The following is a 25,598-nucleotide window of genomic DNA, read 5'->3' as shown; positions in this document are numbered from 1 at the left end:
TAGTCTGCGATGGAGAGGGCGCGAGCGATACGCTCCTGCGCCCTTGCCAATCACAGCGCCGCAATTTCCACCGACTCGATTTTGTCACGAAGCCGCGCGGTCACGCTGATCTTGCCGCGCTCACCCGTCAGGCGGAGCCAGCAGCCGGTCGCGCCATCCGCGAGCGCCACGCAATCGGGGCCGATCAGCTTCGCCGGACCTTCGACGTCTAGGAACACCGGCTCGTTTAGGAAATGCAGCTTGTTGCCTGCCTGATCGCGAGCGCGGATCATCACCCGGATCTCGTCGCTCGGATCGGCCTCGGCTTCGGTGACATCGGGCGCCACTTCCAGCCGGTCGAACATCGCGTCGGCGGGGAAGTCGCGCTCGATCACCAACTCCCCGTTCAGGTAGCCGCGCAGGCGGCCCGCATGCCAGCTCTCCCCCCAGGCGGTCACCTCGTCGGGGGTGAAATGGTCGTAATCGATGACGACTGGCGCATGGGGCAGATGCGGGAAGCGGCTGCGGTCGGGCCCAACGCGCTTGACCACGTCGGCGTAGGACAACTCCACCTCGTCGCAATTGGTCAGCACGATCAGCGGGATCACCCCGCCGATATTTCGCTCGCCGCGCGACCAGACGGTGACCGGCTCCATCACGATCGCCTCGTCGGGATCGCGCTGGCTGGCATAGGCGTAGGCTGCGAATTTCGGCTCGCGGAAGATCGACATCACACCGTGATGGCAGATCCGGTCGCCCGCGCCGAAATCCTTGTGCGTGTTGTAGTCGAACATGCACCAGCCGATGCAGCCCGCAAGCCCGGCATCGGGGTCGTGGGCGGCGTTGAGCACGTCGAGATGGCGCAGCACATGCTCGTGCTGGCGATGCTCGGGGTCGCCCGCCTTGGTGGGATACATGTGCCCGTTATACTCGGTCACCAGATAGGGCACGCGCGTGGGAAGCCCAGTCACCTCCTGCTGGTCGCGCAAGCTCGTACGCAGGCGGTTCGAGAAGGGCAGTTCGAAATCGCCCAAGATGAAATCGTTCATCGTGTAGACGTCTTCGAGCAGTTGGCTGTCGGTGATGCAGCGCACGCCGCCGGTGGGGCGCGTCGCATCCAGCTCATGCGCCAAGGCATTGGTGCGTTTGTAGAACGCCTCCGCATCGGGGCTCTCGTTGATCCGAACGCCCCAGATGATGATCGAGGGGTGGTTCCAGTCGCGCCGGATCATCCGCTCGACATTGCGCACCGATTCATCTTGCCAGATGTCGCCGCCGATATGCTGCCAGCCGGGGATTTCCTCGAAGACCATGAGGCCGATTTCGTCGCAGCGGTCGAGGAAATAGGGGCTTTGTGGGTAATGCGAGGTGCGCGCGACGTTGCAGCCCAGATCGTAGCGCAGGATTTCCGCGTCGCGCTCCTGACTGCGTTTGCCTTGGGCATAGCCCGAATAGGGGAAGCTCTGATGCCGGTTGAGGCCGCGTAGGACCACGCGCTCGCCGTTGAGGAAAAAACCCTCGGGCGTGAATTCGGCGTGACGGAAGCCGAAGCGCTGGGTGAGGCGGTCGCCGCTCTCGATCAAGGTCAGCGTCAGCGTGTAGAGCGCGGGCGTCTCGACCGACCAGAGCGTGATGCCGCTGAGACCCTCCAAGGTGATCTCGCCCGTGCCTTGGCCGCGCGCGATCTCTTGGCCCTCGGCGTCCGACAGAACCGCCTCCACGGCGCCCGGCGCGTCGAGCTTGATCAGAACGCGCTTGGTCTCGGCCAGCACGTCGGGCGTCTCGATCTTCACGCTTGCGATATGGGCCTCGGGCAGCACCTCCAACCAGGCGTCGCGATAGATCCCGGCATAGGTGAGGTAGTCGATGCGGCCACCGAAGGGTGGGATCTCGGGGTTTTCCGAACCGTCGATATGCACCGTCACCAACGCCTTGCCGCCTACAAAGCGGTCCGTCAGATCTACGGTGAAGGGCGTATAGCCGTCGCGGTGACGCAGCACTTCGGCGCCGTTCACATAGACCACCGCATCGGCCATCGCCGCATCGAACCGCAGCCGCACCAGCTTTCCCGCCCACGCATCGTTCCATGCGATCTCACGCTGATAAGTGAAGGGGCGCTGGAAGCCGCGCTCGTCGAAATAGCTCATCGGCAGGTCGGTGGCGTTATGGGGCAGGGTGACCGTCTCGCCCTGTAGGGGCTCTGCGACCTTGGCCGTGTCGAAGCCTTCCGCGAAGGTCCAGCCTCCGTTCAGTTTGCTGATCTCTCTCATCATTACCACTCCGCGAAGCTGCCATCGGCATGGCGCCAGATCGGGTTGCGCCAGCGGTGACCTTCCGCAGCCGCCTGACGGACTTTCTCCTCGTTGACCTCGACGCCTAGGCCGGGCCCCTGCGGGATCGCGACGAAGCCGTCGTCATATTCGAAGACCGACGGGTTGCTCAGATAATCGAGCAGGTCGGAACCCTTGTTGTAATGGATGCCTAGCGACTGCTCCTGAATGAAGGCGTTGTAGCAGACCGCGTCGAGCTGGAGGTTCGCCGCCAGCGCGATCGGCCCCAGCGGGCAATGCAGCGCCAAAGCCACGTCATGCGCCTCGGCCATCGCCGCGATCCGGTAGGTCTCGGTGATGCCGCCGGAATGCGAGGGGTCGGGCTGGACGATATCGACGTAACCGCCCTGCAGGATCGATTTGAAATCCCAGCGGGTATAGAGCCGCTCACCCAGTGCGATCGGGGTCGAGCAATGGTTCGCGATCTCGCGCAGCGCCTCGGCGTTTTCGCTCAGCACCGGTTCCTCGATGAACATCAGGTTAAAGGGCTCGAGTTCTTTCGCGAGCTGCTTGGCCATCGGGCGATGGACGCGACCGTGGAAGTCGACGCCGATGCCGAAATCGGGGCCCATTTCCTCGCGGATCGCCTGCACGCGTTCCAGCACGGCGTCGATCTTGTCGTGGGAGTCGATGAATTGCAGTTCCTCGGTGCCGTTCATCTTCACCGCAGTGAAGCCCCGGTCGCCGCATTCGCGCGCCATCCGCGCCGTGTCGCCCGGACGGTCGCCGCCGATCCAGCTATAGACCCGGATGCGGTCGCGCTGCTGGCCGCCCAGAAGCGAATGGACAGGCACGCCTAGCGCCTTGCCCTTGATGTCCCACAGCGCCTGATCGAGCCCGGCGATGGCCGACATGTGGATGCCGCCACCGCGATAGAAGCCGCCGCGATACATGACCGTCCAGTGGTCCTGAATATGGCCGGGGTCCTTGCCGATCAGGTAGTCCGAGAGTTCCTCCACGCAGGCAGCGACAGAGGCCGCGCGGCCCTCCAGCACCGGCTCGCCCCAGCCGGAGATGCCCTCGTCGGTGGAAATTTTCACGAAACACCAGCGCGGCGGCACGATGAAGGTTTCGATGGCGGTAATTTTCATATCGGTCCTCGGGGTTGGTCGGCGCGATCAGGCGTCGAAAGGTTCGGTGATCGCGAAACGTGCGTTGATGAAGGCGTCCGCGACAAGGCGCATCGGCGCGAGGTCGAGATCGCTCTGCCCGGCGCGCACCAGATCGCGCATCCGGGCGTATAGGTTGGCGTACTCGCGGTTCTCGCCCGTGGCGATTACCTCGCCATCGGTGCTGAACTCCGCGCCGCCCTTGTCGAGCGTTGCTGCGCCTCGGTCGGTCTGAAGGGTGATGCGCCACAGCTCGTCACCCGTTTCCCGCCAGTCGAACGCGGCGCTGATCGGGGTCTCTCCCGCGCACATTTCCAGATCGGCAGCGATCGGGGTCTGGCGGCCTTGCGGGATGCTCAGCGAGGCTGTTGTCAGCCGCACGGGGCGGGGCAGAATGCGGGTCAGGATCGAGAGTGCGTTGATGCCGGGATCGAAGACGCCGAGCCCGCCGGGTTGCCAGATCCACTCCTGCCCGGGATGCCATTTGCGCACGTCTTCGCGCCAGTCGATATGGATGGCGGAAATCTCCCGCGCCGCGAGCCATTGGCGTGCCGCCTCCACGGCTGCCGCCTCGCGCGAATGCCATGTGGCGAAGATCGTCAGCCCCGCCTTGGCGGCGGTCTCGCGCAGCGCCTCGACCTCGCTCAGCGTCATGCCCGGCGGCTTTTCGAGCATCAGGTGACGGCCCGCGCGCAGCACCGCCATCGCCTGATCGAACCGCCCCTGCGGCGGGGTGCAGAGCGAGACCGCGCCGATCTCGGGCTCGGCGTCGAGCATCGCGCGCAGGTCGGGATAGCTCGGCAGGTCGGGCAGGGTGGCATTGCGGCTCGCGATGGCGGCGAGATGCACGCCGTCCGTCTCCGCAATCGCGGGAAGGTGCTGGGCGCGGGCGATCGCTCCCAGCCCCACGAGGCCGACGGCAAGGCTCATCCGCGCACCCGTGCGCCCGTGCTGGTGTCGAACACATAGACCGAGGCCGGATCGAAGCTGATCCCGGTCTTGCCACCGACCGCGCCGTGGAGACGCTGATCGGTCTCGACCACGACGCGCTCGCCTGTCACGCCGTCCAGATGCGCGTAGCTCACGCCGCCGAGGTTCTCGGCCATCTCGATGGTGAAATTGCCATCCGTGCCGCTCAGGCGGAGCGCGTTGGGGCGGATGCCGATCTCCAGTTTCGTGCCATCCGCGGGCAAGGCGACGGGACTGTCGATGCGCTGCCCCAGAGCAGGCACGTCGAGCTGACCGTCTACCACGGTCGCGGCGAGGAAGTTCATCGAAGGCGAACCCATGAAGCCCGCGACGAAGCGATTGTCGGGGTCGTCGTAAAGCTCCATCGGGCTTCCGACCTGTTCGATATTGCCGGCCCGCAGCACGACGATCTTGTCGGCCATCGTCATCGCCTCGACCTGATCGTGGGTGACGTAGATCATCGTCGCCCCGATCTCGCGGTGCAGACGCGCGATCTCAGCGCGCATCTCGACGCGCAACTCGGCGTCGAGGTTCGACAGCGGCTCGTCGAAGAGGAAAACGTCCGGGCCGCGGGTGATCGCGCGGCCGATGGCCACGCGCTGGCGCTGACCGCCAGAAAGCGCAGCGGGCTTGCGGTCCAGAAGCGGCTCCAGTTTCAGGATGCGCGCGGCTTCCTGCACTTTCTCGGAGATTTCAGACTTGGGATGGCCGTTCATCTTCAGCCCGAAGCCCATGTTCTCGCCCACCGTCATATGCGGGTAGAGCGCGTAGGTCTGAAACACCATCGCGATGCCGCGTTCGGCGGGTTCGGCTTTCGTGACTTCGCGGCCGCCAATGCGGATCGCACCGTCCGAGGTCTCCTCCAACCCCGCGATCATCCGCAAAAGCGTTGACTTGCCACAACCGGACGGCCCGACGAAGACACAGAATTCCCCCGGTTCGACCGTCAGGTCGACGCCGTGGATCACCTCCGCATCGCCAAACCGTTTGACGATCTTCTCCAATGCGACTCCGCTCACGGGGTCTCCTCCCTGTTTTTGCGCACCGGGGTTCAGTCGGCGCGTTTCTGTTCCGGAAAGCGCCAGTGGCTGGCCGCTTTCGCGATCTTCTCCGCCGTCTCGAGGATCAGCGGGGCGTAGGTTTCGAGTTGTCTTTGACCGTCGGGCTGGGCCGAGGTGATCGAGAGCGCGCCCAGGACGCGGCCCTGAGGCGACAGGATCGGGGCGGCGATGCAGCGGATGCCGGGTTCATGCTCCTCGTCATCCCAGGCAAAACCGCGTTTGCGGATGGTCTCCAGCTCCGCGCGCAGGCTGGTCACGTCGGTCAGGGTATGTTCCGTGAAGCGATGGAAGCTCTGCCGCGTCAGCGCATTCTGCAGCGCGTCCTCGGGGAGATAGGCGAGCATCGCCTTGCCCACTCCGGTGCAATAGGCGGGGCCGACCTTGCCCGATTGCGAGAACATCTCGACCGGGCGCGAGGCGTTTCGCTTGTCGACATAGAGTACCATGCCCTGATCGAGCTGAGCGAGGTGGAGCGTCTGGCCGGTCTCCTTCGACAGTTGGTCGAGATAGGGTGCCGCGATCGGCGCGAGCGAGCTTTGCGCCCAGGCGGCATGGGCGAGGCGCACGAGACGCAAGCCCGGCGTATAGGTCTGACGGTCCTCGTCGAGCGACAGCATCCCCTGGTTCGTGAGCGTTTGCAGGAAGCGATACAGCGTCGCCTTGGGCAGATCGCAGACCGGTAGCAGCTCGGCGAAGCGCACGGGTCGGCCGAATTCCGCGACGCGGTCGAGCACGGCCAACGTGCGTCCGACCGTGCCGTCCGATTTCTCCGGCTTTGGCGTGGCGTCGTTCATGGGCTCCTCCTCAGGACTGTTGACAGGATGAGAGATTCGCGGCAGCATTTCAATATGTAAAACACGGTTCCATTATTTGAAACTAAAATCTTTGAGCCGTGGGCTACTGAAACGGGAGGAGAACCGAATGAATATCCTGAAAACCACCGCGCTCGTGGCGCTGATGGGGTCGATCGCCATTCCGGCAATGGCCGAACAGCGCGTGCTCAAGCTTTTCACCGATGCGTCCGATCCGGCGCCGAAGGCCGCCTTCGAGCAGCTCGTGAAAGGCTTCGAGGCCGAAAACCCTGATGTGAAGGTCGAGGTGAATACCTTCGATCACGAAGGCTACAAGACCGCGATCCGCAACTTCCTGACCGCCGACAGTCCCGATCTGGCGAACTGGTATGCGGGCAATCGCATGGCGCCCTTCGTCAATGCCGGCCAATTCACCGATGTGTCCGATGTCTGGGAGGAGAACGGGCTCAAGGACAGCCTCGGCTCGGCGCTCAAGTCGATGACCATCGACGGCAAGCAATGGGGCGTGCCCTACACCTACTACCAGTGGGGCATCTACTATAACAAAGACCTGTACAAGAAGGCCGGGGTGGACGTGCCCAAGACCTGGGACGAGTTCATCTCGAACTGCAAGAAGTTCAAGGAGATGGGCGTCGACTGCCTGACCACGGGCACCAAGGCACTGTGGCCAGCGGCAGGGATCTTCGACTATCTCGACCTGCGCACCAATGGCTACGACTTCCACATGAAGCTCACCAGCGGCGAAATCCCGTGGACCGACGACCGCGTGAGAGCTGTCTTCGCAGAGTGGAAGAAGGTTCTGCCCTACACCACCAAGAACGTCGCCGCGATCGATTGGCAGGATGCTGTGTCGAACATCGTTCAGGGCAAGGCTGCGAATTACGTCATGGGCAACTTCGCCGTCGCCACCTTCAAGGATGGCGGGATGACCAATGACACGCTTGGCTTCATGGACTTCCCGACGATCAACCCGGATATTCCGCGTGCCGAAGAAGCGCCGACCGATACGATCCATATCCCGGCAGGCGCGAAGAACAAGGAAGACGCCAAGAAGTTCCTCGCCTATGTCGCGAAGGCCGACGTGCAGACCAAGATGAACGAGACCCTCGGTCAGTTGCCGATCAACAAGAACTCCTCGGTTGGCGACGATCCCTTCCTGCAAGCGGGCTTCAAGATCCTGTCCACGGCCGACGGCGGTATCGCGCAGTTCTTCGATCGTGACGCACCGGCACAGATGGCGAAGGCGGGCATGGAAGGCTTCCAGGAATTCATGGCCTATCCCGATCATCTCGACGCGATCCTCGACCGGCTCGAGAAGGTACGTCAGCGCGTCTACAAGAACTGATCCTCCCCGAGGGCGGCGTCTGTAACAGGGCGCCGCCCCTTCCTGTTTTTCCAGATCCGAGGAGTGCGACGATGACCGTCTCACCCGCAATGTCCGAGCCGCACGCGGAGACGGGTACGCCCGCACCGCGCCGCCGCCGGTTGAACCGCAAGCTCGCGCCCTGGCTGTTTCTCGCCCCCGGCGCGCTGATGTTCCTGATCTACGTGTTGATCCCGATCGTGGAATCGATGTGGATTTCTTTCTTTCAATGGGACGGGCTGAGCGCGAAGACGTGGGTCGGTCTGTCGAACTATCTCGAACTGCTCGATGACGACGCCTTCTATACCAGCCTCAAGAACAACGTGATCTGGCTGGTGCTCTATATGCTGGCGATCCCGTTCGGGCTGTTCATCGCGCTTTTCCTGAACCAGACCGTGCGCGGCATCCGGATCTACAAATCGCTGTTCTTCTTTCCCTTCGTGATCTCTCAGGTCGTGGTCGGCCTGATCTTCTCGTGGTTCTACGCACCGGGCTTCGGACTGTTCTTCGAACTGACGAAATGGCTCGACGGGACCGGGATCGCGATCCTCGCCAATCCCAACACGGTGACCTACGGGATCATCGCCGCCGGTCTGTGGCCACAGATCGCCTACTGCATGATCCTCTACCTGACCGGTTTGAACGCGGTCGCGCCCGACCAGATCGAAGCGGCGCGTCTCGACGGGGCTAAGGGCATCAAGATGCTCTGGTATGTCGTGCTGCCGCAACTGCGCCCGGCTACCTTCATCGCGGTCGTCGTCACCGTGATCGGTGCGCTGCGCAGCTTCGATCTCGTGTCGATCATGACCGATGGCGGACCCTTCGGATCCTCGCGGGTGCTGTCTTACTACATGTACGAGCAGGCGCTGTCGGAATACGGCTATCGCATGGGCTATGGCGCGGCGATCGCGGTGGTGCTGTTCGCGATCATGATGATCTTCATTTCGGGCTTCATCTGGAAGATGTGGCGCGACGAAAGGGGGCTGTGAGATGTTTCCCAAACCCATTCAATCCATGAGCCCCGCCGCCCGACTGACCTATCAGGTCTTGCTGCCGGTGATGCTGGTGCTCTGGCTGCTGCCGCTTCTGGGCGTCGCCGTCACCTCGATCCGTCCGTCGAGCGATCTCGCACAGGGCAACTACTTCGGGGTGCCGTCCTATCTGGCCTTCTCGAACTATCTCGACGTGTTCAAGAATTCGCCCTTCGCCAGCTACATGCTGAACTCTTTCAAGGTGACGATCCCGACGGTGATCGGGGCGGTGGCGCTGTCCTGCCTGACGGGCTTTGCGCTCGCCGTCTACAAGTTCAAGGGCAACCTGCTGATCTTCTTCATCTTCGTGGCAGGGAACTTCGTGCCCTTCCAGATCCTGATGGTGCCGGTGCGCGACCTGACAGTGAAGATGGGGCTCTATGACACGATCACCGGGCTCGCACTGTTCCATGTCGCCTTCCAGACCGGGTTCTGCACGCTCTTCATGCGCAACTTCATCAAGGCGCTCCCGAAAGAGCTGATCGAAGCCGCCCGGGTAGAGGGCGTGGGCGAATGGCAGATCTTCTGGCATATCGTGCTGCCACTGGTGCGACCCGCGATCGCGGCGCTGTCGGTGCTGATCTTCACCTTCATCTGGAACGACTATTTCTGGGCGACGGTGCTTACCACGGGGGCGGATACGCAGCCGATCACCGCGGGGCTGCAATCGCTCAACGGCCAATGGGTCGCGGCGTGGCAACTGGTGTCGGCAGGCTCGATCCTCGCCGCTCTGCCCCCCGTGGCGATGTTCTTCCTGATGCAGAAACACTTCATCGCAGGGCTGACGCTCGGGGCGGTGAAATGATCCGCACATGGCATTTGCAGGACACCCGCCAAAGCCTCGTTCTGGCGGGTCACAACGAGAGGCTTCCCGAGATCGTCTATTGGGGCGCGGTGCTGCCCGAGGGGGAAGACCTCGCGGGCTTGGCCGTCGCGAGCGTGCCGGATGTCACCGGCGGGATGCTCGACCGCGCACCAGAGGTCTCGATCTGCCCCGAGGCCAGCGAGAGCTTCCCCGGAGAGCCCGGCCTGATCGCGCGCGACGGGGCGGGGCAGCCGTTGCGCCCCGCCTTCCGGTTCGAGAGCGAGACGCAGACCGGCCGCGAACTGAGGCTTACCTATCGCGATGCGGCGCTTGGGCTGCGCTATAGCGCGCAATTCACGCTCGACCCCGACACCGGTCTGATCGCGGCGCGCGCAGCGCTGGAGAGCGATGAGCCGATTACGCTTCATTGGCTCGCCGCCCCGGTGTTTCCCGGCCCGCAGCTGGCCGACGAGATGCTTGAAGTCTCGGGGCGCTGGATCGGTGAATTCCAGATCGAGGCGACGCCGTGGCGCCCCGGTCAGCGCGTGCGCGACAACCATACGGGCCGTACCGGGCACGAGCATTTCCCCGGGTTGATCCTGCCTGCGCGCGGCGCCACCAAGACGCAAGGCGAAACCCGCGGCTTCCATTACGGCTGGTCGGGCGGGCATCGGATGGTGGCCGAAGAGCTTCCTGACGGACGCAGGCAAATCCAGTTCGGTCATGCGAGCGGCTCCGAGCCGGAACCGGCGACGCGGTTCGAGACCGCGACGCTTTATGCCGCTTTCTCGGAGGCGGGCTCGAATGGCTGCGCGGTGGCCTTCCAGCGCCATCTGCGCAAACACGCCCCTTTGGCCAAGGCGCGCCCGGTGCATTACAACTGCTGGGAAGCGGTCTATTTCAAGCACGATCTGGCCGAGCTGAAATCTATCGCAGCGCGCGCCGCCGCACTTGGTGCGGAACGCTTCGTGCTGGATGACGGCTGGTTCGGCAAGCGCGACGACGACACCAGTTCACTGGGCGACTGGGCGGTCGATCCGCGCAAATATCCCGACGGGCTGACGCCGCTGGTCGATCATGTCCAAAGCCTCGGGATGGAATTCGGCCTCTGGTTCGAGCCCGAGATGGTCAATCGCGACAGCGATCTGGCGCGGGCCCATCCCGACTGGCTGCTGGGCCCGGACGATCAGATCGAGGGTCGTCAGCAGCGCGTACTCGACATGGCGAACCCGGCGGTGCGCGACCACCTCTTTGCCGCGATCGACGCGGTGCTCTCGGCCTATGAAATCGCTTACGTCAAATGGGACCATAACCGCGTGCTGCCGTATCCCGACGCAGCGCAGGCGCGGGGCCTCTACAATCTGCTCGACCGGCTGCGCGCGGCCCATCCAGATGTGGAGTTCGAAAGCTGCGCCTCGGGCGGCGGGCGGATCGATTTCGGCATTCTCGAACGCACCGGCCGCGTGTGGCTCTCGGACAGCAACGATGCGCTGGAGCGGCTGCGGATCCAGCATGATGCCGCGCTGTTCCTGCCTGCTTGCGTCACCGGCTCTCACGTCGGCCCGCGCCATTGCCACACCTCGGGCCGGGTGATCGATATTCGCACCCGCGCCTGGGTCGCGGCGCAACGTCATATGGGCTTCGAGATGGACCCGCGCGAGTTGACCGCGGAGGAGGCCGAGGTGCTGACCTCCGTCACGCGCTGGTGGAAGGACAACCGCGACTGGCGGATGCGGGCGGATATCCTGCGGCTCGACAGCGCCGACCAGGCCGTGATCGCCGAGTTGCAGCTGGCCGAGGATGGTAGCCGTTTCGTGGCCTTCGCAGGTCAGGCGGCGACCTCCTCGCAGATCCTGCCGCGCCCCTTGCGACTGACCGGGCTGGACCCCGCAGCGCGCTATCGGTTGCGGCTGATTACGGCAGAAGACCTGCCCCGGTTGTCGCGGGGGATCCCCGCGCTTAAGACCGGACCGGTTACGCTCAGTGGGCAAGCGCTGATGGGGCAGGGGCTCACACTGCCCTGGACCTTCCCCGAGCGCATCCATGTGATTGAAGGAGAAAGACTATGAGTGACGCGGCTCCCGACTGGATCGCCGCCGATTGGGGCACGACGCATCTGCGTGTCTGGGCGATGCGCGGGCGCGAAGTGCTCGACCGACGGAGTTCCGAGCAGGGGATGGGCAAGCTCGCCCCCGCCGAGTTCGGACCGGTGCTGGAAGAGGCCGTTGCAGGCTGGGGCGCGGCTCCGGTCGTGACCTGTGGCATGGTCGGCTCGCGTCAGGGCTGGGCCGAGGCGCCCTATGCGCCGGTGCCCTGCGCCGCCCAGCCGCGTCTCGTACGGGTGCCCGATCACGCGGCGCGCCCGGTCTATATCGCCTGCGGCCTGCGTCAAGACAGCCCGCCCGACGTGATGCGCGGCGAGGAGACCCAGATCGCTGGCTTCCTGCTGCGCAATCCCGGCTTCGAGGGCACTATCTGCCTGCCAGGCACCCATACGAAATGGGTGGCCCTGCGCGCAGGTCGGATCGAGCGGTTCCGCAGCTGTATGACCGGTGAGATCTACGACCTGCTCGCCCATCGCTCCGTGCTGCGCCACACGATCGGTAAGGGGTGTCAGGACATGGCAGCGTTCGACGCGGCGGTGGCCGAGGCCCAGGCCGATCCGGCGGGCGCCTATGGGGCGCTGTTCGCGCTGCGGGCCGGGGCGCTTCTGGGCGCGCAATCGCCCGAAACCGCCGCCTGCCGCCTCTCGGGGCTGTTGATCGGCTGGGAACTGGCCGCCGCGCGCGATCTCTGGCAGGGTCAGCCCGTCGCATTGATCGGAAGCCCCGTTCTAAGCCCGCTCTATACCCGGGCGCTGGCAGGTCGCGGCATTGATGCGACCAGCCAAGACGCCGAAGACGTGACCCTCGCGGGGCTCTATGCCGCGCACCAGACCATCGGAGCCGAAACATGAGCCGACCCATCATCGCCATCCTGCGCGGGATCACTCCCGCCGAAGCCATCCCCGTCTGCGAGGCGTTGATCGCCGAGGGCGTCACCCGGATCGAGGTGCCGTTGAACTCCCCCGACCCGCTCGACAGCATCGCCGCGATGGTGGAGCGCTTCGGCGCTGACGCTCTGATCGGGGCGGGGACGGTGCTGACCACGGATCAGGTCGGAGCTGTCGCCGCGACCGGCGCGAAGCTGATCGTCTCGCCCAATTGCAACACCGACGTGATTGCCGCTTCCAAAGCCGCCGGTCTGCAGAGCTTTCCCGGCGTGATGACCCCGACCGAGGCCTTCGCGGCGCTCGCCGCAGGGGCGGACGGGCTCAAGCTGTTCCCGGGCGAGCTGATCGGCCCCGTGGGCTTGCGCGCAATGCGCGCGGTGCTGCCGCCCGAAGTGCCGCTCTTCGCGGTGGGCGGCGTCTCCGCCGAGAACATGGGCGAGTGGCATAAGGCCGGCGCTGCGGGCTACGGCATCGGCTCGTCGCTCTACAAACCCGGCGACAGCGTGGATACCGTAGCCGGAAAGGCCCGCGCGCTGGTCGCCCGCTATGACGAGGTCTGCACGGCATGAGCTACGAGATTTACGACGACCGCAACTGCTTTCTCGGCGAGGGCGCGCTCTGGCATCCCGAACGCGGCCAGCTGTTCTGGTTCGACATCCTCGCGGGGCGGCTGCTCAGCCGCGACGCGAGCGGGCCCCGCGAATGGAACATTGGGCAGATGGCCTCTGCAGCGGGTTGGGTCGATGCCGACACGCTGGTGATCTCCACCGAAACCGGGCTGCGCCGTTTCGACATTGCCTCGGGTGCGCATGAGCCGCTCGTCGCGATCGAGGCCGACCGCGACGACACCCGCTGCAACGATGGCCGCGCGGATCCGATGGGGGGATTCTGGGCCTCCACGATGGGCAGAAACGCGGAGACCGGCGCAGGTGCGATCTATCGCTATTTCGAGGGCACGGTGGAGCGGCTTTTCCCCGAAATCTCGATCCCCAATTCGATCTGTTTCGCCCCCGATGGAAGGCGCGCCTATTTCTCCGACACGCCGAAAGGCAAGATCATGACGGTCGCGCTGGATGCGCAAGGCTGGCCAGAGGGCGCGCCGGAGATTTTCGTCGATCTGAGCGCGGATGGGCTGAACCCCGACGGCGGGCTGACGGATGCCGAGGGCGCGCTCTGGAGTGCGCAATGGGGTTCGGGGCGGGTCGCGCGCTACCTGCCCGACGGGCGGTTCGACCGGGCGATCGAAGTCGGCGGGCGGCACAGTTCCTGTCCGGCTTTCGGCGGGCCGGAGTTCAAGACGCTTTTTGTCACCACGGCGAAGGAAGGGATCGAGGAACCCGATGCCGCGCAGGGCCGGGTCTATTGCGCCCCCGCCGGAGTCGCTGGGCGGCCCGAGCCCGCGGTGCGCCTGCCCGGGTGATCGCGACGCTCCTGCCGCGCGACTCTCGTCGGCCGCGGGGGACGAGATAGCCGTTCAGGCGCCGGAAACTTTCTCTGCATAAAGGGCCACGACGGATGCGTCGCGGCCCTGAATTTGAGGTTGAACGTGTTTTCGTGGCGGATCAGTCGAGCTTGAAGATCGCCACGACATCGCCGCGCGGGAAGCCGAGCTGGAAGTTGCCGCCGGCTGCGACCGCGACATATTGCTCGCCGTCGACTTGATAGGTGATCGGCGGTGCGTTGACGCCGGCACCAAGATTGAAGCTCCAGAGCTTCTCGCCCGATTTCGCATTGAAGGCGTCGAACATGCCGTTGCCCTCGCCGGTGAAGACCAAGTTCCCGGCCGTCGCTAGCACGCCGCCGATCATCGGCTGCGGCGCGTCGTAGCTCCACTCGACCTTGCCGGTGTTGACGTTCACCGCGTCGAGCACGCCGGTCTGCATCGCCTCGTCGCCCTTGACGTTCTTGAACGTACTGCCCAGCCGAAGCGTACCCGGCAGCGTCGTCGTTTCGCCATCGGTCGTGAAGTTCATCAACTGGTTCATTTCCATGACGTAGAACAGGTTGGTCTCCGGCGAGTAGGCCGGCGGCGACCATTCCGCGCCGCCATTGGCGCCCGGCAGAATCTTAACCCCGTCCTTGGTCGGCGGCGTGAACATGTTGTCCGACATCTTCACGAGCGGGTCCGACTTGCGGATCAGATCGCCGGTTTCGCGGTTCACCACATAGAGCCAGCCGACCTTGCCGGCCTCGCCCGCAGCGGGAACGACGTTGCCGTTGGAGTCCTTGGCGTCGAAGAGCACGACATTGCTGACGGCGTCGTAATCCCAGACGTCGTGCTTGACCTCCTGATAGTGCCATTTGCGCTTGCCGGTATCGGCATCGAGCGCGACGATCGAGTCGGTATAGAGGTTGTCGCCTTTGCGGCTAGAGCCGTCGAGGTCGGGGTTCGGATTGCCGGTGCTGAAGATCACCATGTTCCGCTCCGGATCGATTGCGGGGGTCGTCCAGACCATGCCGCCACCGGACTTCCACGAGTCGCCTTCGAACGTGTCGGGATCCGTCGCGTGCCAGCGCCACACCTCCTCGCCCGACTTCGCATCGATCGCGGCGACGAAGCCGCGGATCGGCCATTCGCCGCCGGAACTGCCGACGATCACCTTGCCGTCATAGATTTGCGGCGCCATCGTTTCCGAGAAGCCCGCTTGCGGGTCTGCGAGATTGGTCTTCCACACCTTTTTGCCTGTCTTGGCGTCGAGCGCGAGAAGATTGGCGTCGAGCGTCGCAATGTAGACCTTACCGTAACCCACGGCCACGCCCCGGTTCACCGGGCCGCAGCAGGTCTTGACCTGCGAGACGTCATAGGTCGTGCTCCAATACGTCTCGCCAGTTGCGGCATCGACGGCCATGACCGTCATCTCGTTATCGACCATCGGTGTCGAGATATACATCACGCCATCGACGACGATCGGCGTGGTCTCGAAGCTGGCGACCTTTCCGGTCTGCACCAAGGCAACCGGGTGCAGCTTGTCGATATTGTCCGTCGTGATCTGGTCGAGTGGCGAATAGCGCTGGTTGCTGTAGCTCCGGCCATGCAGCAACCAATCGGACTTGTTGTCCTTGGCGGATCGCATCGCGTTGTCGTCGACAGCGACATTCGCCGAAGCGGGAAGCTCCTTCATCTGGGCGCGGTTCGTGTCGCTCGTGCCCTGGATCTCGTCACTCTGCTTCGCGTGCGCAAGTGCCGGCAGGGCCGCCACGCATACGGACAGGATCAGAGGTCGGACGGCGCCTCGCGAGGTCGCGGTGAATGGTGGCAAATGTGCCATGTTCGGTCCTCCTCTCTTGAAATGATCAGCCGCGGCGGTCGGGTCAGTCGCAGGATGACTGCGACGAGTCCGGCAACGGCTGCAGGTCCATCGCATCGATCGCTTTCTGGTCGATCGCGCTGTCCCCGGGTTTGAAACCGTTCTTGCAAAGCAGATAGGCGAATGTCTGGAGATACTGCTTGTCGGTCAGCTCGCCCGGGTCATCCTTGGGCATGTGCTTCGCGATGAAGTCGTATAGTTGCTTGCCGGTCATGCCGCTGTAATCGAGGCTGTCGGCGAATTTCTTGCCCGCCAGTGCCGGGCCTGCATCCCCCATCAGATCGCTGCCATGACAATCGGCGCAGTGCTTCTTGTACACGTCGTGGCCTGACGATGCCTGCTTGGATGTGAAAAGGGCCTGCTGGTCCGAAGAGCCCGGGTAGGCTGCGCTCGCGCAGAGGACAAGGGCGGTAACGAGGCCGGTCAGGGCCGTTCCGGAATGCGTGTCTAGACGTCTCATGCTAAAAAACCTCGCTCAATAATGCTGGGACGGAGCGGTGGGGGATATGGTTCCCCAACGGATGCAAGGTGCCTTTGTTCCATTCTGCTTTGCGGGCATCAGGCAGACGGGTCTGCACCGAGCATGTTTCGGATGGGAAAGCGGATCCGAAAACGACGCCGGTATCTTCGCTCTTTTCCGGCCTGACATATGACGGCGACCAGAATGGTTCCGCCGTTCAAGGATATGCGCTGGATGCTGATCGCGGCGAAGCTGTGGGCGCCTCGTCTGACCCGGCTTGACGGGCGGCGCGAAGGCTGTCACCTCTCGGAGCGAAGCGACAGGGGCGCTCGGGCAACCGGGCTGAGACGAACCCTTAGAACCTGAACCGGATAATGCCGGCGGAGGGAGGCGCGTGAGACGGTCAGGCGCGTTCCCGCCTTTGCCCCCTCGCACTTCTCCTGATGCCCGCAGCCAAGGAGAGAGCGATGGAAGATCCCGGACAATATCTCGCGGCGATGCGGCAGACCGCGCCGCTCGTTCACAACATAACCAATTACGTCGCGATGAACGTGATGGCGAATGTTCTGCTCGCCTCCGGCGCCTCGCCCGCGATGGTGCATGCGCGCGAGGAGGCGGCCGAGTTCGCCGGACTCGCGCAGGCGCTCAGCATCAATATCGGCACGGTGTCGCCGCCCTGGGCTGAGGCGATGGCGGCGGCGGCCAAGGTCGCGAGCGCGCAGGGAACCCCGTGGGTGCTAGACCCTGTCGCTGTCGGCGCGACGGATTATCGGCGTGCGCTCGGTGCGCGGCTCGTGGAACTGCGCCCGACGGCAATCCGCGGCAACGCGTCGGAGATCCTTGCGCTTGCGGGCGAGGCTGGCGCGGGGAAAGGGGCGGATTCCACTGAGAGTGTCGAGACCGCGGAAGGCGCCGCACGGGCCTTGGCCCGGATGAGCGGGGCCGTGGTTGCGGTGACTGGCGCGGTCGATTTTGTGACGGATGGGGAGCGCGCTGCGCGGGTCGCCAATGGCCATGCGATGATGCCGCGCGTGACCGCTTTGGGCTGTTCGCTGACCGGTCTGGTGGCTGCGTTTCTCGCGGGACAGCCTCGCTTCGAGGCGGTCGTCGCGGCGCTGGCTTATTTCGGGCTCGCCGGGGAGAGCGCCGGGGCGAGTGCCTCAGGCCCGGGAAGTTTTCAGGTCGCGTTCCTCGATGCGCTCTATGCGATCGACGCCGAGGCGCTGAGCGCCGGAGCTCGGATCGAATCCGCATGATGATCCCGTCCATCTGTTTCGTCACCGACCCGGCCGCCCCGCAGCCGGTGCTCGCGCAAGCCGTGGCCGCGGCACGGGGCGGTGCAGGCTGGGTGCAGCTGCGCGACAAGGTGCTCCCCGATGCGGAATTCGCCGCGCTGGCCCGGACGCTGGTCGAAGCGCTTGCCCCCTATGACGTGCCGCTGATCGTGAACGATAGGGTCGCGGTGGCCATCGAGATTGGGGCCGCCGGGCTGCATATCGGTCAGAGCGATGGCGACCCCGCCGCGATCCGCCGCCGGATCGGGCCCGACATGCTCCTTGGCCTCTCGATCGAGACCGAGGCGCAGATCGCCGCCGTTCCTCCCGGTATCGATTATCTCGGCGTCGGTCCGATCCATGCGACCGGCTCGAAGCCCGACCATGCCGCCCCGATCGGCCATGTGGGCTTTGCCAAGATCGTCTCGCGCACCGATATTCCCTGCCTCGCGATCGGCGGGATCACTGCCACTGACGCGCCCGCAATCCGCGCGGCGGGCGGTGCCGGTCTCGCGGTGATTTCCGCCATCTCGCGTGCCCCTGACATGGCGCGCGCCACCCGAACCCTGCGCAACGCATGGAGCGACACATGATCCCCAATATTCTCACCATCGCGGGTTCCGACCCATCGGGCGGGGCGGGCATTCAGGCCGATATCAAGGCCATCTCCGCCAATGGTGGCTACGCGATGAGCGTGATTACCGCGCTGACCGCCCAGAACACGCGCGGCGTGCAGGCGGTGAGCCTGTGCGACACGGCGCTGATCGCAACTCAGTTGGCATCGCTGCGCGAAGACGTTCGTATCGACGCGATCAAGATCGGAATGCTGGGCGATGCCGCGATCATCGAGACTGTGGCCGAGAGGCTGACCGGGCTCGACTGTCCGGTAGTGCTCGATCCGGTGATGGTCGCGAAAGGCGGCGATCGGCTGCTGGAAGAGGCGGCGGTGACCGCGCTGCACAGCCTGCTGCCCCGGGCCGATCTGGTCACGCCGAACCTGCCCGAGGCCGCCGATCTGCTGGGCTGCGCCGAGGCGACGCGCTTCGACGAGATGCGCGATCAGGCCCATGCGCTGCGCGAGCTCGGGCCGCGTGCGGTGCTGCTGAAGGGCGGTCATCTGCAAGGCGACCAAAGCCCGGATCTGCTGGTCACGGCGCAGGAAGAGCTCTGGCTTGACGCACCGCGCATCGCGACGCGCAACACGCACGGGACGGGCTGTACCCTGTCCTCGGCGCTGGCGACATGGCTCGGGGCAGGGGTGCCGCTCGCGGAGGCCACCCAGCGGGCGAAGGCGTATCTGAGCGCGGCGATTGCGGCAGCTGATCGGCTGACTGTCGGGTCGGGGCACGGGCCGGTGCACCATTTCCACGCATTCCAGGAGAAGAAGAAATGAGCTTCGCCCAAGACCTAGCGCAGGCGACCGCGCCGCTGCGCCGCCAGATTCATGACATGCCTTTCAATCGCGAACTGGCAGAGGGAAGCCTCGATCGGGAAACCTTCCAGGGCTACATCATTCAGGACGCACATTACCTCGAAGGCTTCGCCCGCGCGCTCGCGCTGGCCGCCGCCAAAGCCCCAGATGCGCCGACCGTGGCCCAGCTTGCGGGATCGGCGGCTGGAGCGATCGCCGTCGAGCGCGAATTGCACGCGCATTACATGGGGCTGTTCGGCGTCTCGGCGGAAGATTTTGCGCGGATCGAGCCTTCGGCGGCCTGCGATCATTACGTCACTTTTCTGCTGCGCAGCGCTGCGATCGGCGATTTTTCCGAAGCGGTGGCGGCCTTGCTGCCATGTTTCTGGATCTATCGCGATATCGGTCGGGAGATCGCGCAGGTCAGCGGCGCTGAAAATCCCTATGCGGCCTGGATCGCGACCTATTCCGGAGAGGCGTTCGATCAGAGCGTGACGCGGATGCTCGAGCTGACGGACAGGCTGGGCGCGAATGCAGACGCGCCCGCGCGAGCCCGGATGCACCGCGCCTTCGCGCGGAGTTGCTGGCATGAATGGCGGTTCTGGGACAGCGCCTATCGCGGCGAAAGCTGGCAGCAGCCTGCCGCTTGAGGCGCGAACCGAAAGGGGGCGCCTTTGTCGGCTTCCGGGCCTTGCCGCTTGCCGGTTTCGCGCGCCTCGATCACCTGTCGGGCGTCGATGGCGGGGCCGGATTTCCGAGGCTCAGGATTTGCGCTCGTCGCTTTCCTCGCTGGTTTCCCCGTCGGTTTCCTCGACGGCCGCGGTCTCGTTGTAGTCATTGGGATCGAAATCTTCGGGGTCGAAGGCCTCCTCCTCCTCGGAGATGCCGGTCACGTAGGAGGTTCCGGTCTCCTCATCGAAGATCAGGCCGTAATTCGCACGTCCCTTCGATTTGTAACGCAGGAACTCGTGCACGCCTGCGTAAATGGCGATGAACACGAACGGCAGAAGGATCAGGGCAGCAAGTAACTGGGCGTTGATAGCGGACCTCGTTCAGGCTGTTTGGCAAAGGCGGATTGTCTGCGGCGCCTTGGGTCAATCTAGCAGCATGTTGGCCTAATCCGGATGTGGATCCGACAATTTGGCCACTCGATGCGAACGTCATTTCGAAAATAATCTGGTTTATCGTGGGGCGACGTCAAGAGTTGGCGCGGGTTAGGCGCCGGCACGAAGTCTCTTACCCGGGGCGTTCGACCGGCTGCGACCTGCCCATGCTCGACATGGTATCTGGCATGCGTTCGGCCTGTCGCCCCGGAGTTTTCAGCAGCGCGCGCCCGGATGCTCCGGCTGGACTGCAATGCGCAGGCCGTCTCCCGGCAGCGGGGGAAACTGGTTGTCGGAAAGTGTCAGATCCTGCTCGGGGACCGTCCAATCGAGCTTGCGCAGCTGCATGACGGCTTCGGTCAGCAGCTCCATCGTGAGCCATTCGCCCGGGCAGCGATGATTTTGCAGATAGTCGCCGCCGCCCTGCGGCACGAGCCCCTCGGGTTGGATGTCACGGCCCAGATGGCGTTCGGCGCGGAAGCGTTCCGCGTCCTCCCAAATGTCAGGGTCGTGGTTGGTGCCGTAGAGATCGAGGACCAGCCAATCGCCGGGTTCGAACCGGGCGCCGTGCCAGTCGAACGCCTCGCGCACGCGCCCGCCGATCGCCGGGAAGAACGGGTAGAGCCTGCGCACCTCCTCGGCGATCGCGCGGCAGGTCGGCTCGTCGTCTTCCGCAACGGCCGGGATGGCTGCGCGGTGGGAGTGCAGAGCGTGGGCGGCGAACACGACATAGCGCCCGACCGCCACGATCGGACGCAGTATGTTCAGGAGTTCCTTCACGGCCACGTCTTCGCTCATCCGGCTGCCGTCCAGATCGGTGTGGAAGGCGAGCTTGGCCAAGGTGCTTCCGGCAGGTCCGTCCGCTTCGCGGGTCTGCGAAATCAGGCTACGCGCCCAACGCTCGCACCGCGCCCGGAGCCAGCGTGCCTGTAGATAGGCAGGCCCGAGCGTGCCGGCCGCGGCGAACATCGTGCTGAGTTCGCGCGCGCGGCTGGCAACGTCGTGCTGTGACGGGTCGATGCCGCACCAGCGCAGCGCCGTTCGCGTCATGATGCCGTCGACGGCATCAGAGAAGTCGATCTCGCAGCCTTGCCAACTGCGGGCCGCAGCCTGCCATTCCTCTGCGAAAATCCGGCGGGCCGCGCGCAGTCGGTCGCGGTCCATGAGGTCCAGAAACATCTGCTTGCGGATGTGATGCGCTTCGTCGTCGAGGCTTTGCACGCTGCCCTTGCCTTGAAGAAGCGGCACCACGGTGGGCGGCATCGCACCGCGACGCGTCATCCGTCCCGGCTCATAGAAGCTGCGTACCGCGTCGCGTCCGCGCAGGAAGGTCACGGGGCGCAGCATCAGCCGGGTTCGGAACGCATCGCTCCCAAGCTGATCGCAACGGCGGGAAATGAACGAATAGCCCTCGCTGAGGAAGGCCCGGGTGCTGTCGATCCCCGAGAGATGGGGAATGGATTGGGAATTCTGCATTTGCCTTGCCTCGCTATGGGCCTGATTGGTTGCTGGTGCTAGGGGCACGACGCCGATGCGGGCTGCGCCAAGCCCGCGGCAGGTGGCATCACGGGCGTCTGCCTTCGTCGTCTGCGCTTCGGCCGGACGGATCACCCATTGCCGCGGCGGTGGCGCCGCGCGAGCGTCGCGATCTGCTGGAACTCCTCGGCAATGCTTAGCGGAAGCGCGTCGGTCGCGTCCGGGTCCGCGCCGGGATCTTCCTGACCGTCATGCATCACTTCGCGTTCGCCGATCCACGCCATGACGGTCTCGCGCGACTCTGCGGGTAGTTCCGACACCAGCCGTGCCAGAACGCGGCGTTGCGCGATCAAACGAGCCTCCAGCGTGACCAATGTTTCTTCGAGATAGGTATTTGGCATCTGGTCGCTCTCTTCGCGGGGTCCCGGCGGGTTGGCGCCGGGGCCCCTGTTCTAGGTGAATTGAAGTCAATAATTCGCTGGCGGATCGCTTGCCGGGAAACTTTCATCCATTTCCTCGTCGACCCGGTCCCAGTTCCGAGGTGGGTTTCGCATCTGCGAGGGACCTGCGGGACGGACGCCCTGTGCCGAGGTGCCGCGCCGTTGGTTGATGAGATACCCCAAGGCACCGAGGGCTGAGGCTGCAAAGAGCAGTCTGGTCAACATGGTAGGCCTCCTTTGGTCAAAGTGAGACCCCCGCGTGGGACCCGTGCAGTGCTCCGCGCGAGGGTCGTCATGCTTACCCGAAAAACGAACCCCGCCAGCCTTTGTTCCATGGCGCGAACCATCGTGACTCTGGCGGAACAAACCGTGCGCGGCTAGCGTGCGCGCAGGAACAAGCGGGATGCTCACTCGTTGATCCGTTCCATAGCCATGGAGGAGATCATGACCGAGAATGGCGATGAAAAAGACGTCCATGTGGTGCGCTCTGACCTTGCGGCGCCGAGCCGACCGGACGGGTATCACGGCGTCGAGCAACCGATCATGCCCGACTTGCCGGAGCAACCCGCGGAGATCCTCCCCGACGACGAACTGGCGTCCGCCGTGCGGAGCGCGCTCGAAGGCGACGGACGGATCGACATGAGCCATGTCCTGATCGCCGCGGAAGAAGGGGTGGTGACGCTCGAAGGCACGATCGGGCTGGAATTCCAGCGCACGCTCGCAGAAGCGCTTGCACAGGAAGTGCGTGGTGTTCTGCTGGTCCGCAATCAGCTCGGCGTAGGGCCCGCGTGATGTGCTCGGACGCCTGACCGCCGAAAAGTCGAGCGAACGAAAATTCGCGCGGGCCGCAGCTTCTGCTGGCGGCCCGCGTCTTTAAATCAGATCATCGGCATGCCGCCGGTGACGGCCACCGTCGCGCCTGACGTGTAGCTCGAGCGCGGATCGGCAAGCATCACGTAGGCGGAGGCCAGCTCCGCCGGTTGCGCGGGGCGGCCCATCGGCTTGTCCTCGCCGAAATGCGCGACCGAGTCCTCAGGCAGCGTCGAGGGGATCAGCGGTGTCCAGACCGGCCCCGGTGCGACGCAATTCACGCGGATCCCGCGCTCTGCCACCATCTGTGCCAGCCCGGTGGTGAAGTTCTGGATCGCACCCTTGGTCGCCGCGTAAGCCAGCAGACCGGGGTTGGGTTTGTCCGAGTTGATCGAGGCCGTGTTGATGATAGCGCCGTTCTTCTCCATCACCGGGAGCGCCGCCTTGCACAGGTAGAACATCGAATGAATGTTGGTGCGGAAGGTCGTTTCCCATTCTTCATCGGAGATGTCCTCGATCTCGTCGAAATGCATCTGGTGCGCCGCGTTGTTGACGAGAATGTCGAGACGCCCGAAGGCTTCATGCGTATCGCGCACCAATGCGCGACAGTGATCGGCGTCCTGAATGTCGCCGGGCATCACATACGCGCGGCGGCCTGCCTCTTCGACAAGCCGGCGCGTTTCCTCGGCCTCGTCATGCTCTTCGAGATAGGAAATCATCACGTCGGCCCCTTCGCGCGCATAGGCCAGGGCCACGGCGCGACCGATGCCGCTGTCTGCGCCCGTCACAAGGGCGGCCATCCCGTCGAGCCTGCCCGACCCGACATAGCTCTGCTCGCCATGATCGGGGCGCGGGTCCATCTTCTCCGTCGAACCGGGAACGGATTGCGGTTGCTTGGGGAAGGGAGGTTTGGGGTAATTCATTGCCGGGCTCCTTTCTGGATGGGTCTGAACGCACCAACCGGATGCGCGCTGCTATGTTCCTGTGTTTCTTCATGGGGCGCCGCGGCCCTCTCCTCACAGGCTCTTGTGGGAACATCGGCAAGACGCATCCGTTTCCCTAATCCATTCATCACATCTGACAGTGGAGGCAGACATGTCCGACACCGTTGCCGATTTCATTCTTTCTCGCCTCAAGCAGTGGGGCATTACCCGTATCTATGGCTTCCCGGGAGACGGGATCAGCGGGCTCGTCGCAGCGCTTGGACGCGATGACGAGATCGAATTCGTTCAGGCACGCCACGAGGAAAGCGCCGCGTTCATGGCGGCGGCGCATGCGAAATGGACCGGCGAGGTGGGCTGTTGTCTCGCGACCTCCGGCCCCGGCGCGATCCACCTGCTCAACGGTCTCTACGACGCCAAGCTGGACCACCAGCCGGTGCTTGCGATCGTCGGCCAGCAGGGGCGCAACGCGCTTGGCGGCAATTACCAGCAGGAGGTCGACCTGCAATCGCTCTTCAAGGATGTGGCGAGCGAATATGTCCACACGATGATGGCACCGGGACAGGCGCGCCACCTGATCGACAGGGCGCTCCGGATCGCGCAGGCGCGGCGCAGCGTGACCTGCGTGATCGCCCCCAATGACGTGCAGGAGGCTCAGGCGGTCGAAGCGCCGCCCCACGCCCATGGCACCGTCCACAGCGGCGTCGGCTATCAGGCGCCGCGCCTGCTGCCGGCAGACAAGGACCTCGCCGCCGCGGCGGATATCCTGAACGCGGGCGAGAAGGTTGGCATCCTCGTCGGCGCGGGTGCGATCGGCGCAGAGACGCAGATCACCCAGCTTGCCGAAACCCTTGGCGCAGGCGTCGCCAAGGCGCTTCTGGGCAAGGCCGCGCTGCCGGACGATCTGCCCTTCGTGACCGGCTCGATCGGGCTTCTGGGCACGCAGGCCTCCGACTGGATGATGCGCGAATGCGACACGCTTCTGATGATCGGCTCGCGCTTCCCCTACTCGGAATTCTTGCCCGAGGAAGGGCAGGCCAAGGCGGTGCAGATCGACCTCGACCCGACGATGGTGTCCATGCGCTACCCGATGGACGTGAACCTCGTCGGCGATGCAGCCGACACGGTGGAGGCCCTGTTGCCGCGCCTCAAGCCCAAGACCGACCGGTCGTGGCGGGAGAAGATCGAGAAGAAGACCGCCGAATGGTGGGAAGGTGTCGAAAAGCGCGCCAAGGAGAGCGCCGATCCCGTCAATCCCGAACGGCTGTTCTGGGAGGCGTCGTCGCGGCTGCCCGACAACGCGATCCTGTCGGCGGACTCCGGCAGCTCGGCCAACTGGCTGGCGCGTGCGATCAAGATCCGCCGCGGCATGAAGGCCTCGCTTTCGGGGACGCTGGCGACGATGTGCCCGGGCGTGCCCTACGCTGTGGCGGCGAAGTTCTGCTATCCGGACCGCGCGGCTGTGGCCTTCGTGGGTGACGGCGCGATGCAGATGCTGGGCATCACCGACCTGATCACCGTCTCGAAATACTGGCGCGACTGGGCAGACCCGCGGCTGGTGATCTGTGTGCTGGCCAACCAGGACCTCAACCAAGTGACCTGGGAGCTGCGCGCGATGGCCGACAGCCCGCGTGTCGACAAGACGCAGGACGTGCCCGATATCGACATGGCCGCCTATGCGGAGCTGTTGGGCCTCAAGGGGCTGCGGATCGACCGCACCGAGGAGATCGGTCCGGCGTGGGAAGCCGCCTTCGCCGCGGATCGCCCGACCGTGATCCACGCCACCGTCGATCCCGACGTGCCGACGCTGCCGCCCCATATCACGATGGAGCAGGCGAAATCCTTCATGAGCGCGCTCGTCCATGGAGACTCCGAGGCCGGTGGCATCGTGAAGCAGGCGTTCAAGCGCGTCACGGACCGCTGA

25 protein-coding genes and 1 riboswitch are annotated in these 25,598 nt (G+C 64.7%); of the genes, 13 read left to right on the top strand and 12 right to left on the bottom strand.

Annotated features, from left to right (window positions below; all coding sequences use genetic code 11):
* Nucleotides 1–50 precede the first annotated feature (50 nt).
* Genes B6V74_RS04340 through B6V74_RS04320 form a run of 5 tightly spaced genes read right to left on the bottom strand, consistent with a single transcriptional unit; the run spans nt 51 to nt 6,242 of the window.
* On the bottom strand, nt 51–2,249 hold the full coding sequence (locus B6V74_RS04340; protein ID WP_088722190.1) for a glycoside hydrolase family 2 TIM barrel-domain containing protein: 2,199 nt from the start codon (nt 2,247–2,249) through the stop codon (nt 51–53).
* A gap of 2 nt (nt 2,250–2,251) precedes the next feature.
* Complete coding sequence (gene dgoD, locus B6V74_RS04335) at nt 2,252–3,400, bottom strand: galactonate dehydratase (RefSeq protein WP_075776402.1); 1,149 nt, start codon at nt 3,398–3,400, stop codon at nt 2,252–2,254.
* Nucleotides 3,401–3,427: 27 nt separating this feature from the next.
* Nucleotides 3,428–4,348, bottom strand: coding sequence for a Gfo/Idh/MocA family oxidoreductase (locus B6V74_RS04330; RefSeq protein WP_088722045.1), 921 nt, complete (start codon nt 4,346–4,348; stop codon nt 3,428–3,430).
* Nucleotides 4,345–5,406 carry a sn-glycerol-3-phosphate ABC transporter ATP-binding protein UgpC gene (gene ugpC / locus B6V74_RS04325; RefSeq protein ID WP_088722044.1) on the bottom strand — a complete coding sequence of 354 codons (1,062 nt, stop codon included), beginning with the start codon at nt 5,404–5,406 and terminating at the stop codon, nt 4,345–4,347. The genes B6V74_RS04330 and ugpC overlap by 4 nt, the downstream gene beginning before the upstream one ends.
* A gap of 32 nt (nt 5,407–5,438) precedes the next feature.
* Complete coding sequence (locus B6V74_RS04320) at nt 5,439–6,242, bottom strand: IclR family transcriptional regulator (protein ID WP_075776399.1); 804 nt, start codon at nt 6,240–6,242, stop codon at nt 5,439–5,441.
* A gap of 127 nt (nt 6,243–6,369) precedes the next feature.
* Between B6V74_RS04320 and B6V74_RS04315 the strand changes: the two genes are divergently transcribed.
* The 7 genes from B6V74_RS04315 (at nt 6,370) to B6V74_RS04285 (ending at nt 13,871) form a co-directional block, all read left to right on the top strand.
* Nucleotides 6,370–7,605: an extracellular solute-binding protein gene (locus B6V74_RS04315; RefSeq protein ID WP_088719216.1), complete on the top strand. Its 1,236-nt coding sequence runs from the start codon at nt 6,370–6,372 to the stop codon at nt 7,603–7,605.
* Nucleotides 7,606–7,694: 89 nt separating this feature from the next.
* On the top strand, nt 7,695–8,612 hold the full coding sequence (locus tag B6V74_RS04310) for a sugar ABC transporter permease (protein ID WP_075776448.1): 918 nt from the start codon (nt 7,695–7,697) through the stop codon (nt 8,610–8,612).
* Nucleotide 8,613: 1 nt separating this feature from the next.
* Nucleotides 8,614–9,459 (top strand): carbohydrate ABC transporter permease, encoded by an 846-nt coding sequence (locus tag B6V74_RS04305; RefSeq protein WP_075776397.1) that lies wholly within the window; start codon nt 8,614–8,616, stop codon nt 9,457–9,459.
* Nucleotides 9,456–11,528 carry an alpha-galactosidase gene (locus tag B6V74_RS04300; protein WP_088722043.1) on the top strand — a complete coding sequence of 691 codons (2,073 nt, stop codon included), beginning with the start codon at nt 9,456–9,458 and terminating at the stop codon, nt 11,526–11,528. The genes B6V74_RS04305 and B6V74_RS04300 overlap by 4 nt, the downstream gene beginning before the upstream one ends.
* Nucleotides 11,525–12,415: a 2-dehydro-3-deoxygalactonokinase gene (locus tag B6V74_RS04295; protein WP_088719214.1), complete on the top strand. Its 891-nt coding sequence runs from the start codon at nt 11,525–11,527 to the stop codon at nt 12,413–12,415. The genes B6V74_RS04300 and B6V74_RS04295 overlap by 4 nt, the downstream gene beginning before the upstream one ends.
* The gene (locus tag B6V74_RS04290) at nt 12,412–13,020 is read left to right on the top strand and encodes a 2-dehydro-3-deoxy-6-phosphogalactonate aldolase (RefSeq protein ID WP_088722042.1); all 609 of its coding nucleotides are present in this window, start codon (nt 12,412–12,414) and stop codon (nt 13,018–13,020) included. The genes B6V74_RS04295 and B6V74_RS04290 overlap by 4 nt, the downstream gene beginning before the upstream one ends.
* Nucleotides 13,017–13,871: an SMP-30/gluconolactonase/LRE family protein gene (locus tag B6V74_RS04285; RefSeq protein ID WP_088722041.1), complete on the top strand. Its 855-nt coding sequence runs from the start codon at nt 13,017–13,019 to the stop codon at nt 13,869–13,871. Before B6V74_RS04290 ends, B6V74_RS04285 begins: the two co-directional genes overlap by 4 nt.
* 142 nt (nt 13,872–14,013) lie before the next feature.
* Here the strand turns inward: B6V74_RS04285 and B6V74_RS04280 are convergent, their stop codons facing one another.
* Both B6V74_RS04280 and B6V74_RS04275 read right to left on the bottom strand, forming a co-directional pair.
* Nucleotides 14,014–15,720: a PQQ-binding-like beta-propeller repeat protein gene (locus B6V74_RS04280; protein ID WP_088719211.1), complete on the bottom strand. Its 1,707-nt coding sequence runs from the start codon at nt 15,718–15,720 to the stop codon at nt 14,014–14,016.
* Between the two features lie 43 nt (nt 15,721–15,763).
* Nucleotides 15,764–16,219 carry a cytochrome c gene (locus B6V74_RS04275; RefSeq protein WP_077701130.1) on the bottom strand — a complete coding sequence of 152 codons (456 nt, stop codon included), beginning with the start codon at nt 16,217–16,219 and terminating at the stop codon, nt 15,764–15,766.
* A 311-nt stretch (nt 16,220–16,530) separates the two neighbouring features.
* A riboswitch (TPP riboswitch) is annotated at nt 16,531–16,625 on the top strand.
* A gap of 61 nt (nt 16,626–16,686) precedes the next feature.
* Here B6V74_RS04275 and thiM point away from each other — a divergent pair.
* The 4 genes from thiM to tenA are packed head-to-tail and all read left to right on the top strand — an operon-like array spanning nt 16,687 to nt 19,554.
* On the top strand, nt 16,687–17,475 hold the full coding sequence (gene thiM / locus B6V74_RS04270; RefSeq protein WP_088719210.1) for a hydroxyethylthiazole kinase: 789 nt from the start codon (nt 16,687–16,689) through the stop codon (nt 17,473–17,475).
* On the top strand, nt 17,472–18,086 hold the full coding sequence (thiE, locus tag B6V74_RS04265) for a thiamine phosphate synthase (protein WP_240497043.1): 615 nt from the start codon (nt 17,472–17,474) through the stop codon (nt 18,084–18,086). Before thiM ends, thiE begins: the two co-directional genes overlap by 4 nt.
* A complete protein-coding gene (gene thiD, locus B6V74_RS04260; protein ID WP_088722040.1) occupies nt 18,083–18,886 on the top strand; it encodes a bifunctional hydroxymethylpyrimidine kinase/phosphomethylpyrimidine kinase in 804 nt (267 codons plus the stop codon). The genes thiE and thiD overlap by 4 nt, the downstream gene beginning before the upstream one ends.
* Complete coding sequence (gene tenA / locus B6V74_RS04255; RefSeq protein WP_088722039.1) at nt 18,883–19,554, top strand: thiaminase II; 672 nt, start codon at nt 18,883–18,885, stop codon at nt 19,552–19,554. Before thiD ends, tenA begins: the two co-directional genes overlap by 4 nt.
* A gap of 111 nt (nt 19,555–19,665) precedes the next feature.
* Here tenA and B6V74_RS04250 read toward each other — a convergent pair whose 3' ends face one another.
* The 4 genes from B6V74_RS04250 to B6V74_RS04235 form a co-directional block, all read right to left on the bottom strand.
* Nucleotides 19,666–19,902, bottom strand: coding sequence for a hypothetical protein (locus B6V74_RS04250; protein ID WP_346393644.1), 237 nt, complete (start codon nt 19,900–19,902; stop codon nt 19,666–19,668).
* Between the two features lie 321 nt (nt 19,903–20,223).
* Nucleotides 20,224–21,483 carry a cytochrome P450 gene (locus B6V74_RS04245; protein ID WP_088722038.1) on the bottom strand — a complete coding sequence of 420 codons (1,260 nt, stop codon included), beginning with the start codon at nt 21,481–21,483 and terminating at the stop codon, nt 20,224–20,226.
* 131 nt (nt 21,484–21,614) lie between these two features.
* On the bottom strand, nt 21,615–21,884 hold the full coding sequence (locus tag B6V74_RS04240; RefSeq protein WP_075776385.1) for a hypothetical protein: 270 nt from the start codon (nt 21,882–21,884) through the stop codon (nt 21,615–21,617).
* A gap of 66 nt (nt 21,885–21,950) precedes the next feature.
* Nucleotides 21,951–22,148 (bottom strand): hypothetical protein, encoded by a 198-nt coding sequence (locus B6V74_RS04235; protein WP_075776384.1) that lies wholly within the window; start codon nt 22,146–22,148, stop codon nt 21,951–21,953.
* 219 nt (nt 22,149–22,367) lie between these two features.
* Here B6V74_RS04235 and B6V74_RS04230 point away from each other — a divergent pair, with 219 nt between their 5' ends.
* Complete coding sequence (locus tag B6V74_RS04230) at nt 22,368–22,715, top strand: BON domain-containing protein (RefSeq protein ID WP_168184176.1); 348 nt, start codon at nt 22,368–22,370, stop codon at nt 22,713–22,715.
* Nucleotides 22,716–22,801: 86 nt separating this feature from the next.
* Here B6V74_RS04230 and B6V74_RS04225 read toward each other — a convergent pair whose 3' ends face one another.
* The gene (locus tag B6V74_RS04225; protein ID WP_075776382.1) at nt 22,802–23,656 is read right to left on the bottom strand and encodes an SDR family oxidoreductase; all 855 of its coding nucleotides are present in this window, start codon (nt 23,654–23,656) and stop codon (nt 22,802–22,804) included.
* 172 nt (nt 23,657–23,828) lie between these two features.
* Between B6V74_RS04225 and B6V74_RS04220 the strand changes: the two genes are divergently transcribed.
* On the top strand, nt 23,829–25,598 hold the full coding sequence (locus B6V74_RS04220; protein ID WP_088722036.1) for a thiamine pyrophosphate-requiring protein: 1,770 nt from the start codon (nt 23,829–23,831) through the stop codon (nt 25,596–25,598).

This window comes from Thioclava sp. F42-5, assembly GCF_002213195.1.
Lineage (GTDB): Bacteria > Pseudomonadota > Alphaproteobacteria > Rhodobacterales > Rhodobacteraceae > Thioclava > Thioclava nitratireducens.
This window is presented reverse-complemented; position numbering and strand designations above follow the sequence as displayed.

Coding starts and splice junctions, on each gene's coding strand:
- B6V74_RS04340 (WP_088722190.1), bottom strand. CDS start 2,249: ATGAGAGAGATCAGCAAACTGAACGGAGGCTGGACCTTCGCGGAAGGC.
- dgoD (WP_075776402.1), bottom strand. CDS start 3,400: ATGAAAATTACCGCCATCGAAACCTTCATCGTGCCGCCGCGCTGGTGT.
- B6V74_RS04330 (WP_088722045.1), bottom strand. CDS start 4,348: ATGAGCCTTGCCGTCGGCCTCGTGGGGCTGGGAGCGATCGCCCGCGCC.
- B6V74_RS04320 (WP_075776399.1), bottom strand. CDS start 6,242: ATGAACGACGCCACGCCAAAGCCGGAGAAATCGGACGGCACGGTCGGA.
- B6V74_RS04315 (WP_088719216.1), top strand. CDS start 6,370: ATGAATATCCTGAAAACCACCGCGCTCGTGGCGCTGATGGGGTCGATC.
- B6V74_RS04310 (WP_075776448.1), top strand. CDS start 7,695: ATGTCCGAGCCGCACGCGGAGACGGGTACGCCCGCACCGCGCCGCCGC.
- B6V74_RS04305 (WP_075776397.1), top strand. CDS start 8,614: ATGTTTCCCAAACCCATTCAATCCATGAGCCCCGCCGCCCGACTGACC.
- B6V74_RS04300 (WP_088722043.1), top strand. CDS start 9,456: ATGATCCGCACATGGCATTTGCAGGACACCCGCCAAAGCCTCGTTCTG.
- B6V74_RS04295 (WP_088719214.1), top strand. CDS start 11,525: ATGAGTGACGCGGCTCCCGACTGGATCGCCGCCGATTGGGGCACGACG.
- B6V74_RS04290 (WP_088722042.1), top strand. CDS start 12,412: ATGAGCCGACCCATCATCGCCATCCTGCGCGGGATCACTCCCGCCGAA.
- B6V74_RS04285 (WP_088722041.1), top strand. CDS start 13,017: ATGAGCTACGAGATTTACGACGACCGCAACTGCTTTCTCGGCGAGGGC.
- B6V74_RS04280 (WP_088719211.1), bottom strand. CDS start 15,720: ATGGCACATTTGCCACCATTCACCGCGACCTCGCGAGGCGCCGTCCGA.
- B6V74_RS04275 (WP_077701130.1), bottom strand. CDS start 16,219: ATGAGACGTCTAGACACGCATTCCGGAACGGCCCTGACCGGCCTCGTT.
- thiM (WP_088719210.1), top strand. CDS start 16,687: ATGGAAGATCCCGGACAATATCTCGCGGCGATGCGGCAGACCGCGCCG.
- thiE (WP_240497043.1), top strand. CDS start 17,472: ATGATGATCCCGTCCATCTGTTTCGTCACCGACCCGGCCGCCCCGCAG.
- thiD (WP_088722040.1), top strand. CDS start 18,083: ATGATCCCCAATATTCTCACCATCGCGGGTTCCGACCCATCGGGCGGG.
- tenA (WP_088722039.1), top strand. CDS start 18,883: ATGAGCTTCGCCCAAGACCTAGCGCAGGCGACCGCGCCGCTGCGCCGC.
- B6V74_RS04245 (WP_088722038.1), bottom strand. CDS start 21,483: ATGCAGAATTCCCAATCCATTCCCCATCTCTCGGGGATCGACAGCACC.
- B6V74_RS04240 (WP_075776385.1), bottom strand. CDS start 21,884: ATGCCAAATACCTATCTCGAAGAAACATTGGTCACGCTGGAGGCTCGT.
- B6V74_RS04235 (WP_075776384.1), bottom strand. CDS start 22,148: ATGTTGACCAGACTGCTCTTTGCAGCCTCAGCCCTCGGTGCCTTGGGG.
- B6V74_RS04230 (WP_168184176.1), top strand. CDS start 22,368: ATGACCGAGAATGGCGATGAAAAAGACGTCCATGTGGTGCGCTCTGAC.
- B6V74_RS04225 (WP_075776382.1), bottom strand. CDS start 23,656: ATGAATTACCCCAAACCTCCCTTCCCCAAGCAACCGCAATCCGTTCCC.
- B6V74_RS04220 (WP_088722036.1), top strand. CDS start 23,829: ATGTCCGACACCGTTGCCGATTTCATTCTTTCTCGCCTCAAGCAGTGG.